This window comes from Psychrobacillus sp. OK032 (assembly GCF_900111345.1).
In the GTDB taxonomy this organism is placed as follows: domain Bacteria; phylum Bacillota; class Bacilli; order Bacillales_A; family Planococcaceae; genus Psychrobacillus.
On sequence record NZ_FOGY01000006.1, the window covers coordinates 69,516 to 83,773 of the forward strand.

Consider the following 14,258-nt stretch of genomic DNA (forward strand, 5'->3'; position numbering starts at 1 on the left):
ACCTTGCTTGAAAAAGCGGGATTATTCCCGCCCATTCCTACATTTTATTTCTTTCAATTGAATGCTTTTTGCTCATCGCTCACTAAGTTAAATTCTTTAATATTTTCCACAAAAACAGGCAGTTCTTTTGTTTCTTCTGATTTTTTTACAAGGGTACAGACCAAATCATTATAAGGGGTTGGGATGTTTTTCTCTCTTCCTTTTTTCGAAACGTGACCATTAATAAAATCAATTTCTGATTTTATACCTTTCTCTAAATCTTGTAACATACTAGCTTTGAGGTTTGCGTGAGGTCCCCAGACTTCTTCGTAAAATGCTATTTTTTCAGAGATGTCTTCTTGCTTTTCCAACTCTAAAAACTCAAAGTCTTTCCCTTGCATTTCAACTAGTCGAACATTATTTGCTCGAGCTACTTTAATCGTTTCGTCAGCAATGTTTGCCAAACTTCTCATTGCATCTTGGTTATATAATACTTCCCCGAACGTGCATCCTAATGCTGCAGACATACCACTAAAGGTGGCATTCATTAACAGCTTAGACCATTTCATTCCATTAATATTAGTAATAATTTCGCAATAACCAACCGTTTCTAAAATGTCTTTGATCGTTTTTAATCTTTCGGTGATTTCTCCGGTAAGTTCCCCAATATCAAAAGCATATTTCTTTACTACTTCTAGTTCCGTTGTTAGCTCGGATATCCCAGGTCCTATCCAAGTAGCCCCAAAGCCAACTACGCCACCAATCGTTCTTTGCTTTCCAACAATAGCAGCAACGTTTTCTTCAGGTATTCCGTTTTGCAATGTACACACCACACTGTCGTCATGTAAAAAAGGAAGTATGGATTCCAATGAATCTTTTGTATAAACTTGCTTTGTAAGAAGGAATATCACATCATATTTTCCAGTTAAATCGTTTGGATGTTTAGCTTTTACAGGAATTGTCTCATCTAAAAATCCTGTTATTTTTGCACCATTTTGATTTAGTCCATCTACATTTTGTTGATTAATATCGATTAAATCAACATCATATCCCCCTTTAGTGATAAGTGCACCGATAATTGTCCCTAGTGAACCTACTCCTAATACGCCTATTTTCATAAATAGTCACCCCTTAACTAGTTTTTTGGATAGTTGTAAAATTTTTCTTGCCTCATCTGGTGTAGCAACTTCTCTTCCTAGAATGCCAGCTAACTCTACTATTCTTTTTACAAATTGAGCATTAGTAGTAGCTAACTCTCCTTTTCGATAGTACACACTATCTTCCATTCCTACTCGAACATGACCGCCTAAAAGTATACTCATCGTATTAATGGTTAATTGATCTTTACTAGCACCTATTGCTGACCATGTTGAATCCATCGGGATGCTATCCGCTAAAAACATTAGATTTTTAGGGGTAGCCGCCATGCCACCATGGACACCTAATACAAATTGAAAATGAAATGGTTCTTCCAATAAACCTTTTTTCGCAATTCTTAAAGCATTATCTATCATCCCGACATCAAAAATCTCAATTTCTGGTTTTATTTGGCGTTCTTTTATAACAGTCGCCAATGCATCTAAAAAAACAGGTGTATTATGAAAAACGTCTTGTCCAAAGTTCATCGTACCTGCATCAAATGTAGCCATTTCGGGGTTTAGCTCGCAAACTCTTAATCTAGCTTCATCATCATTGCCCAAGCCTCCAGCAGTTGTTAAGTTCAAAATAATATCACACTTATCCTGAACTCGATCAATTACCTCTTTATATGTGTCTAAATCAAGGGTATTATCTCCTTTGTAATCCCTAACATGGATATGGGCAATGGCTGCCCCTTCTTTCCACGATTCATAAACTGAATCTGCAATCTCTTTTGGAGATAACGGCACATATGGTGTATGCTCTCTAGTAGTTTGTGCTCCTGTTGGTGCTACTGTAATGATTAACTTTTCCATCACTTTTCTCCTCGCATTCTATAAATTTGTTATTCACTTTATATAATGCAATTTCTGTGCCAAACATAAAAAGGGCTATATCAACGGGTTTTTATCTTGGTTTAAAGTAAGGTGATGAAAATATTCATCGTTTTTTATGGTGATTCAAAATGATTCGATCATTCATCGGTTTATAAGTGATTAAAAAAGGAATCGCATTGATTCCTTTATTAATCACTTATATGAATACCTAATTTTTTTGCCTTTTTTACTACTGAGGATTGGCTAATTTTTAAGACTACAGCCGCTTTTCTTGTACTGCCATAATCTTTTAATGCCTTTTCTATAATCTTTCGTTCTACTGTTTCGACAATCTCTTTAAGACTGAGTTCACTAGTTGATGTTTCTGTACTTTCTGGCTCCATATTTAATATTTTTCTCGAGAATTCCGCGTTAATTTTATTATGTTTTTCTGATGTAATTACTAAGCGTTCAACTACATTTTGCAACTCTCGTATGTTTCCTGGCCATTTGTACATTTTGAACACTTCATATACTTCACGTTCAAACAATACTTGTTTTCCATACTTCGTGTTATAAATGTGCAAATAATGTTTCGTTAATAATTCAATATCTGAAAATCGATCTCGAAGGGGAGGGATATGAATAGGAAATACATTTAACCTGTAATATAAGTCTTCCCTGAATTTTCCCTTTTTCACTAGTTCATATAAATCACAATTGGTCGCAGCAAGAATTCTAACATCAAATTTAATCGGTTTCGTTCCGCCAACACGGGTAACCTCTTTTTCTTGGATGATTCTTAAGAGTTTTGATTGTAATTCAATGGGCATCTCCCCGATTTCATCTAAGAGTAATGTGCCCTTGTCCGCCAATTCGAACATACCAATTTTCCCTTTACTAGATGCTCCAGTGAAAGAGCCGGCTTCGTATCCAAACAATTCTGCTTCTAGTAGATTAGCGGGGATCGCTGCACAATTGACTTTTATAAAAGGTTTGTCATGTCTATTGCTAGTTACATAAATTTCATTTCCTATAACTTCTTTACCTACTCCTGTTTCTCCCGTTATAAGGACAGTTACATCCAAATTGGCTACTTGATGAACCAGTTCAATAATAGGTTGAATTTCATCGCTATTTCCTATTAACTTATTATTTATTTGCAAATTCCTCAGATGTTCTATTTCGTTTTGAGATGCAACAAGTTTCTTTTGCATATCCAATAAATCCGACATATCCCGATTAATAACGACGACCTTTTTTAGAGTTCCGTCCTGATCTAAAATAGGTGATCCTGATAACAATACTTTTACCCCTGTACGGATTTCTGCCATCGCGTTAATTGGTTTTTTTGTTTTAATAATGTCAGGTGTGATAGCATTTTTATATAAACCTTCCTCCATGAGATCATTTACATACTTACCTATTACTAGGTCTGGTGACAATCCGGTTATTCTGCTATAAGACTTGTTGACATATAAAGTCTTTCCTTTTTCATCAGCGATATAAATCCCATCGTATAATTCATCACAAATTTTTTTATAATCGATAGCTTCAATTAATGCGTCCAATTTTACATAAGCTCCTTTAATACTCGAGTAACTAATTATCTAAAGTTCCATCAAACTTTATTTATATTCATATTACTATACTTTTCTATATTTTCAGTGAAATAAAAGTAAATGAGCAAAGCGATAATAAAAAACCTCCTGATTATTTAGTAATCGGGAGGTTTGGCAATATATTCATTATTTCATTTCAACTAAAAATTTAAATTTGTACTAAACACAATTTCTGCTATTTAGCTCTAACAAACAATACCTTCAAATAATTACCCTCTTTAAAAAGCGGAGAAGTTCTAAAATCATTAGGAAGTGAAAATTCTTCTTCAATAGTGTACTTACGATTACTTTCTTTGAATGCCTTTTCTACAAAGGCTTTAAACTTTTTCATCCCAAATGTAGCATTGTTAGTAGATGCAACGATGACTCCGTTCTTTTCTGTAATAGCAATAGCATCTTTCAGTAGGTTCGTGTAGTCTTTTGCAGAACTAAATGTATACTTCTTTGATCGTGCAAAGCTCGGTGGATCGAGGATCACTACATCAAATGATAACTCTTTCCGTTTAGCATATTTAAAATAATCAAATACGTCCATCACAATAATATCTTGTTTCCCCGCATCGATCCCATTTACCTCAAATTGCTCCGTTGTTTTGCTTAAGCTACGTTTTGCTAGATCAACACTTGTCGTTTTCGTTGCGCCACCTGCAGCAGCAAAAATAGAAAATGCACCTGTATAGGAAAAAGTATTTAAAACCGTTTTTCCTTTAGAATAAGCATCACGAATCTTCTTACGAACGTCACGTTGGTCTAAAAATACACCGACCATTGCTCCATCGTTCAAGTAAATGGCAAAGTTTTGTCCACTTTCCTTCACGATTAGTGGAAACTCTCCACGTTCGCCTTTTACAAAATCATCGTCCTCTAAATATTGACCTTTCGTATCGAAACGTTTCTTCTCATAAATCCCTTTATAACTAACAGAAGCTTCCAGTCCAGCTAAGATCATTTCTTTAAAGGAGTAAATCCCTTCACTATACCAGCTTAATAAATAAAATCCTTCAAAATAATCAATCGTTAAGCCGCCAATTCCATCACCTTCTCCATTAAATACTCGGAAAGCGGTTGTATCGCTACTATTAAAATAATCCTCACGATATTTAATTGCAGCTGCGATTTTCTTCTGGAAAAAATGCGTATCAATTGGTTCGTTTTCATTTTTCGTTAAAAGCCATCCGATTCCTTTATTTTGCTTTCCTACATACCCTTTAGCAACAAACTTGCCAGCAGTATTGCGCAGTTTTAAAATCGCTCCTTCAGGTAAAGAGTCCATTTCGTGGAAGCCGTCTTTTAGTAAAATAGGAACTCCTTTTTGTAGGTCTTGCGCTAGAGAATCTATAATTTTTATATCTATTTCTTTATGCATGATATCGTCATCCTTAAGTTCGTTTTGTTTATTATCCCATATGAAGCCATATTAAAAAAGAAATGCGTTAAATTAAATGGATAACACTTATCGAACTTCCTGTGGTTATCTCTTATAACAATGGCCAAAGATGGAAGGGAATTAATAAGGATAGGGGAAGGAATAGTTTCACAAATTATATTTAACTATATAGTTGAATATACATTGGTAATCAGTTATATTTAACTACATGGTTAATCAAAATGAAGAGAATTTAAATGAAATATTCCATGCATTAGCGAATGAAACAAGAAGAGACATAGTTCGTATGATGGCTCTGAATGAAAGGACGGTTTCTGAACTAGCGGAGCCGTTTGATATGTCCCTGGCTGCTATTTCAAAGCATATAAAAGTTTTGGAAAAAGCAAATTTAGTCGAGCGGATAATAAACGGAAGAACGCATATATGTCGCTTAAAGACAGAGTCATTATCTCAAGCGACCGAATGGCTTAACTTTTATGAGAAATTTTGGAGCAAACGTTTTGATCTTCTTGAAAGTGAGCTAATGAAGGCGAAAAGGAAAGAAAATTAAATGGAAAAGGAGCAATAATATGAACAATTTATCCACAACGACTTTAACAATGAAAAGAGTATTCGACGTAGCACCAGAGCGAGTGTTTGACGCATGGTTGAATCCTGAGATGATGAGAAAATGGTTTTTTACATTAGAGGGGACAAACAAGGTCGCACAAAACAGTCCTCAAGTAGGGGGGACTTGGGAAATTGTAGATCACCGAGACGGTAAAGATTACCGAGCAATTGGGGAATATCTTGAAATAGATCCTCCTCAAAAATTAGTATTTACTTTTAAAATGCCTCAATTCAGTGATTTAGAGGATACAATCACAGTAGAGCTAAAAGAACTTCCTCAAGGATGCGAAATGACATTTTCACAAAATATTCACGTTGCTCATGAAGAAAATTGGACAGAATCTGATATTGAGAAAGCACTAGGAGAATATCACGATGGATCTGAACATGGTTGGAATTTAATGTTCATGGGACTGAAAGAATTAGTCGAAACAGGTAAAGTTAGTTATACAGGCCAATAATCTAGTTAAAGCCTCCGGTGGAATTTATCGAGCGAGCTCAGGCTTACGTGAGACAGGTCATTTAGCTTTTGTCGCAAGGATGCAACATTCTTTGGCTAACTTCCTTACCTGATCTGGAAGCATTGTTTTCTGCGACGAGCTCGCGAAGGAGCAATAACTTCTGCGGAGCTGAACAAAGTGAGGCTCCAAGCAAATACGCCGAGGCGTAATTAATTTAAAGCCGCATTTTCTACCTGGAAAATGCGGCTTTTTATTATTAAGAATATCAAAGGGAATATTGTAAAGAAGACTAGTTGGATATACTTTCACCTCCTCCTAATAGAATTGTTTATGGTACAATATACAATACATATGTACGAGGAAGGAAGTTCGTTGTGAAAAAGTCGAAAGTTGTTATTCCGATTATGGTCGTAGTTGCAGTACTAGCTACATGGATGCTGAAAGACCATACGGACGTACCAATGCTCAATAAGATCATTATTACAATAGGTGCTTGTATAATATCGGGAGGACTTGGTTACCTATTATTAGGATCTGATGTTCAAAAAGTTGACCCGAAACCAAATCAGCAACATACAAACAAAAAGGGAAGCAGAAAGTAATCTGTTTTCCTTTTTTCTAAGCTATGGTAGATGTAATAGTTGTTTTTGACACATTTACTTGATTGTAGTAATGTGCGATGACTCCAGCGGGAAAAGCGTGTCCAGGTGAACGACTGCTAAAGAGCGTCTGCCGATAATGGAAATGAAAGATATAGCTAGGATCTTTTTCTAAAATAGACAGGAGGTACGAGAATGCTCGAAAATGCACGTCAATTATTACAAAATTATTTTGGATACGATTCCTTTCGAGAAGGACAAGAAACGATTATTAACTATGTGCTAAACAATCATTCAAGCCTTTGTGTTATGCCGACAGGAGGTGGGAAATCACTTTGTTATCAAATCCCCTCTTTAATGTTAGATGGAACTACGATTGTCATTTCCCCGCTTATTTCCCTTATGAAAGATCAAGTAGATACCTTAATACAAGCAGGTATTTCGGCCACTTTTATCAATAGTACATTAACTGCAGAAGAAGTAAGAGAAACGATGGAAGAGGTCCAAAATGGACAGTATCGTTTACTATATATAGCGCCCGAACGATTAGAATCTCAAACCTTCTTAAACCAATTGAAGCGTGTCAAAGTACCGCTAATTGCGGTTGATGAAGCACACTGTATTTCCCAATGGGGGCATGATTTTAGACCAAGCTACCGTGCTATTCATAAACTTAAGGATGTATTTGAAATAGAACCAGTTGTTCTTGCTCTAACAGCGACAGCGACTCCAGAAGTTCGTGCCGATATATGCAGATTGCTACAAATCGAAGAAGATAGCACCGTAATTACCGGTTTTGCACGTACAAATTTAACGTTTTCTGTCGTACTTGGACAAGACAAAAACAAATTTTTAAAAGACTTTATTAAGAAAAATGGGCAAGAAGTAGGGATTATTTACGCGGCAACCCGGAAAACAGTTGATCAGCTATACGATACATTAAATAAAGCTGGGGTGCGCACGGCCAAATACCATGCAGGGCTTCCAGAAGCTTTTCGCAATAAAGAACAGGAACGTTTTCTAACGGATGAAGCGCAAGTAATGGTAGCAACAAATGCATTCGGAATGGGAATCGATAAATCGAATGTAAGATACGTGATACATTATCAGCTTCCTAAAAATATGGAAAGTTATTACCAGGAAGCGGGAAGAGCTGGGCGAGACGGGCTTCAAAGTGAATGTGTAGTGTTATATGCATCACAAGACGTGCAAACACAACGTTTTTTAATCGATCAAGCTTTAGACCGTGAACGAATTCCTGGAGAGCTAGAGAAGTTGCAAGGAATGGTCGATTATTGTCATACAGAAAATTGTTTACAGCAGTTTATCGTTACCTATTTCGGGGAACTAGATGCGCAAATATGTGGTCGATGTGCGAACTGTAAGGATGAGAGGGAAGTTCAAGATGTAACAAAAGAAGTACAGATGGTATTATCATGTGTTGTTCGAATGGGACAGAAGTTCGGAAAAACAATTACAGCGCAAGTATTAACAGGTTCAAAGAACAAAAAAGTACTCGATTTTGGTTTTACAAAGCTCTCTACTTATGGAATATTAAAGCATAAGTCGTTAAAAGATGTCTCTGGATTAATGGAGTTTATGATTTCAGAAGGAATATTATTAGTAAATCACGGCAGTCTGCCAACGATATACGTTTCCGATAAAGGAAAGGATGTATTACTTGGGAAAAGGCAAGTAATGCGTAAAGGAGTAGCGGTAACGAAACAAATCGCGAAAAACGATCCGTTATTTGAAGGATTAAGAGTACTTCGGAAAAAACTTGCGGACGAAGCAGGTGTACCACCATTTGTAATTTTTTCTGATAAAACACTGCAAGATATGTGTGTAAAGCGTCCGCAAACCGAAGAACAATTTTTAGAGGTGCACGGTGTAGGTGCAAACAAAAAAGATAAATACGGAAAAGCTTTCCTTGAAGAAATTAACCGTTATTCTACTGTATAATTTTTATGTGATACGACTGTTAAGTTAGAAGGAACATTGATCTTTTTCGCATCTTCTGTAGATATCTCAACAATAACTGAGTGTTCTAAAATCTTGAAGATAGTACCTTGTATTTCATGATCGTTACGAGAAAAAGAGATCTTCTCATCAATTTTCCGTGCTGCTACGAAGTCTGAAACTTCTTTTGGTTGTCGTTGGAAACTCATGTATCTGCCTCTATTCTAGTTTTTTTACGCAAATAGCGATACTTCTATTATAACACAAATAAACTATTAAAATAGGAAGTGGAGATTATTAGATGTAATTGGCAGTAAGCTTCGGTAAGAAGTGAACAATAAGATATAGTTTTTGATTTCTAGAAAAAACTGTATATGATAGTGTTAGAAGATTAGTTTTGAGGAGGAGCACTCATGAATTTAATCGAAACGCCGTATTTATTAGAAGAAAAAGAGAAGTATGTGTCGAAAATTGTTCAATTTGATAACCATCAAGTGATGAATATTCAATTGCGAATAGGAGAAGAAATAAAAGAGCATGATGCAAAAGAATATGTTTTAGTTGTTGTAAAAAAAGGGAAAGTATTATTTACAGTAGATGGTGTAGAACAACTAGTAACGACGGGACACGTCCTTCATATGAACCCACTAGAAAAACATGCATTAAAAGCAGTGGAAGATGCAGACGTAATCGTTATTAAAATTGGAATTTAAGAGGAGATTATGCATAGTGCATTTTAAAGAACTAAAACTAGACGAAAAGATTTTACAAGCAATCGAACAATTAGGTTATACAGAGCCGACAGAAGTACAACAGAAAGTCATTCCTGTTGCACTAAAAAAACAAGACATTCTTGTGAAATCGAAAACAGGTAGCGGAAAAACAGCAGCGTTTGCCACACCACTTTGTGAAATGGTCGAGTGGGAAGAAAACAAACCACAAGCACTAGTACTAACACCCACAAGAGAACTAGCTGTTCAAGTACAAGAAGACATTACGAATATTGGTCGTTATAAACGTATTAAAGGACTTTCCCTATACGGGAAATCTCCATTTGCAAAACAAAAGCTTGCATTAAAGCAAAAAACACATATCGTTGTTGGTACTCCAGGCCGTGTCCTAGATCATATCGAAAAAGGGACGCTTGATGTATCGAAGATTGAATATCTAGTGATTGATGAAGCAGATGAAATGCTAAATATGGGCTTCTTAGAGCAAGTTACATCAATCATTAAATTACTTCCTACAAAACGCACAACGATGTTATTTTCAGCTACTTTATCTGATGAGATTAAAAAGTTGAGCAGTAAGTATATGAAGCAACCTGTTTCGATTGAAATCGATGTTGCCGAAGAAAATGCTCCGAATATTGAGCATGTGAAGTTTGTAGTGCAAGAGGAACTTAAGCTTTCATTCCTTGAAAAACTAACGATTATTGAAAATCCTGATAGTTGCATCATCTTCTGTCGTACAAAAGAACGAGTGGAACAGCTTGTAGATATATTAGACGAAAAAGGATATACAGCAGATAAAATTCATGGCGGTATGATGCAAGAAGACCGCTTTGAAGTAATGGACGATTTTCGGAGAGGCGATTTCCGCTATCTAATTGCCACGGATGTTGCGGCTCGAGGAATTGATATTGAAGATATTACGCATGTTGTTCATTATGATGTTCCACTTGAGCAAGAAAGTTATGTGCATAGAACAGGCCGAACAGGACGTGCGGGTCGTAGCGGTAAATCGATTATGCTTGCAACCCCATTTGAAGATAAATTTGTAAAAGAAATTGAAGCATTTATAGGCTTTGAAATTCCAGTTGGTCCAGCGTTATCTGCGGAAGCAGTAGCAAAAAATCGCGCTGCATTTGATTTGAAAATGCAAGAACAGCCAGAAATAAAAAAATCGAAAAGCGAACATTTAAACGCCAATATAACAAAACTATATTTCAATGGCGGTAAGAAGAAAAAGCTTCGTGCAGTAGATTTCGTAGGTACGTTAGCAAAAATAAATGGAGTGTCTGCTGATGACATCGGGATCATCACAATTCAAGACAACGTAACCTATGTAGAAATTCTAAATGGCAAAGGTCCACTTGTTTTAAAAACGATGAGAAACACAACTATTAAAGGCAAACAACTAAAAGTGCATATTGCGCATAAATAGATCATAAAATGCTCTTTTAAGTAAACGCTGTGATTTCCGCTGCAGGCGGACGCTTTCCGCGGGGTGAGCGATGAGCCATCACCGCCGCTAACGCGTACGTTATGATGGCTCATCTGTCTCACAGAGGAACAAAGGCTAAGAGCGCCACATCGTGTGGCAACGCCTTCGTGAACAACATTCTGTTGACCTCCGTTGGAGTCGCCGCCTTCCGCTGCAATCAATGGAATATTACTAAATAATTAGCATCTCACTTAACACATGTTATAGATTCATTAGGACCACTGTGCTAAATCCTAATTTATATGAAGTTTTACAATGTATGTTTAGAAAATAGCTTAAGCAAACAGGCTGGTTATGGCACGCAACTAAATTAAACCTTTAAAGCATCAATTAATTGTCGAGGGAAATCTTTTTCTCACAGTAAAGCGTTCACTTTTCATAAGATGACATTTTCTAATTAGCTAGACTATACATTTCGCAATTGGACCATAATGTTACGTTTTATTTCTATCATATACAACAGCATGGATATAAACGAGCTTAGAGTTAACTAAACTCCAAGCTCGTTTTCAATAAATGTTCGATAGGATGGCAGTAAACCTTCTGGTAGGTTATTCCGATTATAAAATTGGAGACTCAAAGTTTCAATCCCATCCGGAGAAAGATTCCCCCCATATTCCTTCGTTTTATAAACCGCTGTTACCGAATAAAACATATCTCCATTAGGATTTTCCATATAATATTCTGGACCTGAATATACATGACATAGTGTTAGTCCTTCAATATGTAATCCCGTTTCCTCTAAAACTTCACGACGAGCAGTGTCCTCTAGACTTTCCCCAAGCTCCATTAGCCCACCCGGTAAGCCATAAACTCCAAGTTCTCTTTCTTGTAGCAATACTTCGTTATGCTCATTCACTATTAGCACAACGGAGCCAGGAAGTATTAGTGGACGATGGCCGACATATTTTCGGAGTTCCTTGTAATATTCCATATACTTTATCCTTTCCAGAGTAAGATTCTATTATTAGTTTACAGTAAAAAGTGGTAAGATACATAATAATGTGAAACCTCCGAGAAAGGGGTTCGTATATTCTATTACCTGAGTAAAAAGTAAGGATGTGATCGTCGGTGACAAACAAACGTTGGTTTCAAATAGGAGTAGCAATACTGCTGACATTATTAATCATTTTTCTATTTATAAAAGTGAAAAATATTTTCTCACCACTAATTATTGTTGGACAAACGATCTTTATGCCATTATTGATAGGAGGCGTTTTGTTTTATTTAACAAGGCCACTGTTAAAATGGTTAGAGTCTATAAAATTTCCAAAATGGGCTAGTATACTGTCCATATTTGTTGTGATTGGATTAGTTGGGTGGGGTTTTTATGCACTAGTCGGTCCACCTCTAACCAAACAAGTAAACGCGCTTGTGAAAAATACGCCAGAGATTGTATCAGAAGTCCAGGAGTTTTCAGAGTATGTATTTGCAAACCAAGAAAGATTTCCGGAGTTTCTACAAAAAACAATTAAAGAAGTATCAGGTAAAGTTGATACAATTGCGGTTGGTGCTGGTTCTTTATTAATTAAGTTTATACAAAATGTTTTCCAAGGAGTTTTCTTATTCGTTCTTGTGCCATTTTTCCTTGTGTATATGTTGAAGGACCATGAAAAGTTTGCTCCTTTTATAGCGCAATTTTTTAAAGGGGATAAGAAAACTTGGATTCGTAAAACATTAGCGGATATTGATGATACACTACGTGCTTATATTCAAGGACAACTATTTGTCAGCTTTTTAGTTGGTGTCATGTTATTCATTGGGTATTATGCAATTGGACTTCAATATGCATTGTTACTTGGAGTATTTGGAATGATGATGAATGTAATTCCATTTTTAGGACCTTATATTGCTCTTGTACCCGCACTTATCATTGCATTAATACAAGAGCCCAAGCTTGCGATATATGTAGCCATTATTATGCTCGTTTCGCAGCAAATTGAAAGCAATCTAATTACACCAAATGTAATGGGGAAATCATTAGATATTCATCCTTTGACCGTTATTACAATTATTTTAGCAGCAGGTAATATTGCAGGTTTATGGGGAATTATCTTAGGCGTTCCTACGTATGCGGTAGTAAAAGCGATATTGAAAAATATTTACGCACATCGTGAAGGGATTAAAGAAGCTGCAACAGAATCTGTTTAAATAGATAAACTATGATCTATAAACAATAGCGAGATCGTTTTTTATTAAAATGTGGTAAATAATTAGAGTTCCCACGGGAGCTCTATTTTTTTATATTGACTGGAAGATGCATTTTTATTATGATGAATTTTAGTTAACTAGGTAAAAAAACGAAGTTAACTCATTGTGCGAAGGGGAAAACTAAATGAGAAATAACCGTTTAAAAATGATGATTGTAGCTGCATTATTCGCTGCAATTATAGCTGTTGCCGCGCAGATAATCATTAATATTCCACCAATACCTTTTACGCTAATGACGATAGCCGTTATGCTGACAGCAACGATTCTCGGAGCAAAATATGGTACACTCGCAGTCTCTGTTTATGTCTTGATGGGAATAATTGGTATCCCTGTGTTTGCAGGAATGAAAGGTGGATTCGGAATCGTGTTAGGTCCAACTGGTGGATATATAGTAGCAATTATTCCCGCTACGTTATTCGTTGGTTGGTATTTAGAGAGTTTTGGGCATACAAAAGTACAGGCAATCATAGCGAATATGTTGGCTGTATTTATAATTTTGGCTCTCGGTACGGTTTGGTTAAAGTTTGTAGCGGATCTCCCTTGGAATGGTGCGCTTAAAGGTGGAATGCTCCCCTTTATTTTACCGGATTTAGTAAAAGCAATTGTTGCTGCTATTATAGGGGTTCTTATAAGAAAACGCTTAGTAACAGCAAAACTAATATAAAATAACTTGCCTGAGGGGATTCAGGCAAGTTTATATTTTAGGGGTATCGTTCTTCACTTAAAGAACGATTTTTTGTGTGGTGGTGGTATTGCTCATCCTGTACTTGGATGTTGAGATCTTCTACTGATATGGCATCTACAGTTTGCATGTCTTCATGCATGTCGAACAAGCTTTCCTTTGTTGTTCGCACACCATCAGGATTATCAAGAAAACGTCCTTGTGCATCTTTGCGGACTTTATCCTTCATTTTTTACAAGGTTCAAAAGCATATGACTAAGAGCGTGCTGTTGCTCCTTGTCTCCACTTTTCCAAAGTTGTTGTAAAAGATGCTCTTCACGATTTCGTGGTTCCTCATGGTTTGCAAGGTAACCTGCTACCTTCTCAGTAGCTTTGGCTAGTACTTCTTCGCTTAGTCCCATTTTTTCACCAGCGGCAACTTTACCAGCTAAATATGATTTAAAGGTAGTAAAGTTTTTGAGGATTTCTTCTTTTTCTTCCGTATTAATACTATTTAGCTTAGCGTCAAGACGGTCATCAATATTCATCGCCATTCACATACACTCCCTTCTCTTAGAATCATTTATAG

General features: G+C 36.3%; 16 protein-coding genes. 8 read left to right on the forward strand and 8 right to left on the reverse strand.

The window, feature by feature from the left end; genetic code table 11:
• Positions 1-53 precede the first annotated feature (53 nt).
• The 4 genes from BMZ04_RS12725 to BMZ04_RS12740 form a co-directional block, all read right to left on the reverse strand.
• The gene (locus BMZ04_RS12725; RefSeq protein ID WP_093270991.1) at positions 54-1,097 is read right to left on the reverse strand and encodes a ketopantoate reductase family protein; all 1,044 of its coding nucleotides are present in this window, start codon (positions 1,095-1,097) and stop codon (positions 54-56) included.
• Between the two features lie 6 nt (positions 1,098-1,103).
• Positions 1,104-1,934, reverse strand: coding sequence for a beta-keto acid cleavage family enzyme (locus BMZ04_RS12730; protein ID WP_093270994.1), 831 nt, complete (start codon positions 1,932-1,934; stop codon positions 1,104-1,106).
• A 209-nt stretch (positions 1,935-2,143) separates the two neighbouring features.
• Positions 2,144-3,505 (reverse strand): sigma-54 interaction domain-containing protein, encoded by a 1,362-nt coding sequence (locus BMZ04_RS12735; RefSeq protein WP_255367910.1) that lies wholly within the window; start codon positions 3,503-3,505, stop codon positions 2,144-2,146.
• 226 nt (positions 3,506-3,731) lie between these two features.
• Complete coding sequence (locus BMZ04_RS12740) at positions 3,732-4,922, reverse strand: class I SAM-dependent rRNA methyltransferase (RefSeq protein ID WP_093271000.1); 1,191 nt, start codon at positions 4,920-4,922, stop codon at positions 3,732-3,734.
• Positions 4,923-5,151: 229 nt separating this feature from the next.
• Here BMZ04_RS12740 and BMZ04_RS12745 point away from each other — a divergent pair, with 229 nt between their 5' ends.
• The 4 genes from BMZ04_RS12745 to recQ all read left to right on the forward strand — a co-directional run bounded on the left by BMZ04_RS12745 (position 5,152) and on the right by recQ (position 8,574).
• Positions 5,152-5,493, forward strand: coding sequence for an ArsR/SmtB family transcription factor (locus BMZ04_RS12745; RefSeq protein ID WP_093271004.1), 342 nt, complete (start codon positions 5,152-5,154; stop codon positions 5,491-5,493).
• Positions 5,494-5,512: 19 nt separating this feature from the next.
• Positions 5,513-6,013 carry an SRPBCC family protein gene (locus BMZ04_RS12750; protein ID WP_093271007.1) on the forward strand — a complete coding sequence of 167 codons (501 nt, stop codon included), beginning with the start codon at positions 5,513-5,515 and terminating at the stop codon, positions 6,011-6,013.
• A 374-nt stretch (positions 6,014-6,387) separates the two neighbouring features.
• Positions 6,388-6,615, forward strand: coding sequence for a hypothetical protein (locus BMZ04_RS12755; protein ID WP_093271011.1), 228 nt, complete (start codon positions 6,388-6,390; stop codon positions 6,613-6,615).
• 192 nt (positions 6,616-6,807) lie between these two features.
• On the forward strand, positions 6,808-8,574 hold the full coding sequence (recQ, locus tag BMZ04_RS12760) for a DNA helicase RecQ (RefSeq protein ID WP_093271014.1): 1,767 nt from the start codon (positions 6,808-6,810) through the stop codon (positions 8,572-8,574).
• Here the strand turns inward: recQ and BMZ04_RS12765 are convergent.
• Complete coding sequence (locus BMZ04_RS12765; RefSeq protein WP_093271018.1) at positions 8,559-8,780, reverse strand: DUF2187 family protein; 222 nt, start codon at positions 8,778-8,780, stop codon at positions 8,559-8,561. The two genes, recQ and BMZ04_RS12765, sit on opposite strands and share 16 nt — an antisense overlap.
• 204 nt (positions 8,781-8,984) lie before the next feature.
• Between BMZ04_RS12765 and BMZ04_RS12770 the strand changes: the two genes are divergently transcribed.
• Both BMZ04_RS12770 and BMZ04_RS12775 read left to right on the forward strand, forming a co-directional pair.
• Entirely contained in the window at positions 8,985-9,284 is a 300-nt protein-coding gene (locus BMZ04_RS12770; protein ID WP_093271023.1) for an AraC family ligand binding domain-containing protein, read from the forward strand.
• A 13-nt stretch (positions 9,285-9,297) separates the two neighbouring features.
• Positions 9,298-10,737, forward strand: a complete 1,440-nt coding sequence (locus BMZ04_RS12775) for a DEAD/DEAH box helicase (RefSeq protein ID WP_093271766.1) — start codon at positions 9,298-9,300, stop codon at positions 10,735-10,737.
• 550 nt (positions 10,738-11,287) lie between these two features.
• Here BMZ04_RS12775 and BMZ04_RS12780 read toward each other — a convergent pair.
• Positions 11,288-11,731, reverse strand: coding sequence for an NUDIX hydrolase (locus tag BMZ04_RS12780; protein WP_093271027.1), 444 nt, complete (start codon positions 11,729-11,731; stop codon positions 11,288-11,290).
• 137 nt (positions 11,732-11,868) lie between these two features.
• Here BMZ04_RS12780 and BMZ04_RS12785 point away from each other — a divergent pair, with 137 nt between their 5' ends.
• The gene (locus BMZ04_RS12785; RefSeq protein WP_093271032.1) at positions 11,869-12,948 is read left to right on the forward strand and encodes an AI-2E family transporter; all 1,080 of its coding nucleotides are present in this window, start codon (positions 11,869-11,871) and stop codon (positions 12,946-12,948) included.
• A gap of 184 nt (positions 12,949-13,132) precedes the next feature.
• Positions 13,133-13,672, forward strand: a complete 540-nt coding sequence (locus BMZ04_RS12790; RefSeq protein ID WP_093271037.1) for a biotin transporter BioY — start codon at positions 13,133-13,135, stop codon at positions 13,670-13,672.
• 37 nt (positions 13,673-13,709) lie between these two features.
• Here the strand turns inward: BMZ04_RS12790 and BMZ04_RS12795 are convergent, their stop codons facing one another.
• Both BMZ04_RS12795 and BMZ04_RS12800 read right to left on the reverse strand, forming a co-directional pair.
• Positions 13,710-13,919: a hypothetical protein gene (locus BMZ04_RS12795; RefSeq protein ID WP_093271042.1), complete on the reverse strand. Its 210-nt coding sequence runs from the start codon at positions 13,917-13,919 to the stop codon at positions 13,710-13,712.
• Positions 13,909-14,217, reverse strand: a complete 309-nt coding sequence (locus BMZ04_RS12800) for a DUF3243 domain-containing protein (RefSeq protein WP_369802667.1) — start codon at positions 14,215-14,217, stop codon at positions 13,909-13,911. Before BMZ04_RS12800 ends, BMZ04_RS12795 begins: the two co-directional genes overlap by 11 nt.
• Between the last annotated feature and the right edge of the window lie 41 nt (positions 14,218-14,258).

Coding starts and splice junctions, on each gene's coding strand:
- BMZ04_RS12725 (WP_093270991.1), bottom strand. CDS start 1,097: ATGAAAATAGGCGTATTAGGAGTAGGTTCACTAGGGACAATTATCGGT.
- BMZ04_RS12730 (WP_093270994.1), bottom strand. CDS start 1,934: ATGGAAAAGTTAATCATTACAGTAGCACCAACAGGAGCACAAACTACT.
- BMZ04_RS12740 (WP_093271000.1), bottom strand. CDS start 4,922: ATGCATAAAGAAATAGATATAAAAATTATAGATTCTCTAGCGCAAGAC.
- BMZ04_RS12745 (WP_093271004.1), top strand. CDS start 5,152: ATGGTTAATCAAAATGAAGAGAATTTAAATGAAATATTCCATGCATTA.
- BMZ04_RS12750 (WP_093271007.1), top strand. CDS start 5,513: ATGAACAATTTATCCACAACGACTTTAACAATGAAAAGAGTATTCGAC.
- recQ (WP_093271014.1), top strand. CDS start 6,808: ATGCTCGAAAATGCACGTCAATTATTACAAAATTATTTTGGATACGAT.
- BMZ04_RS12765 (WP_093271018.1), bottom strand. CDS start 8,780: ATGAGTTTCCAACGACAACCAAAAGAAGTTTCAGACTTCGTAGCAGCA.
- BMZ04_RS12770 (WP_093271023.1), top strand. CDS start 8,985: ATGAATTTAATCGAAACGCCGTATTTATTAGAAGAAAAAGAGAAGTAT.
- BMZ04_RS12780 (WP_093271027.1), bottom strand. CDS start 11,731: ATGGAATATTACAAGGAACTCCGAAAATATGTCGGCCATCGTCCACTA.
- BMZ04_RS12790 (WP_093271037.1), top strand. CDS start 13,133: ATGAGAAATAACCGTTTAAAAATGATGATTGTAGCTGCATTATTCGCT.
- BMZ04_RS12795 (WP_093271042.1), bottom strand. CDS start 13,919: ATGAAGGATAAAGTCCGCAAAGATGCACAAGGACGTTTTCTTGATAAT.
- BMZ04_RS12800 (WP_369802667.1), bottom strand. CDS start 14,217: ATGAATATTGATGACCGTCTTGACGCTAAGCTAAATAGTATTAATACG.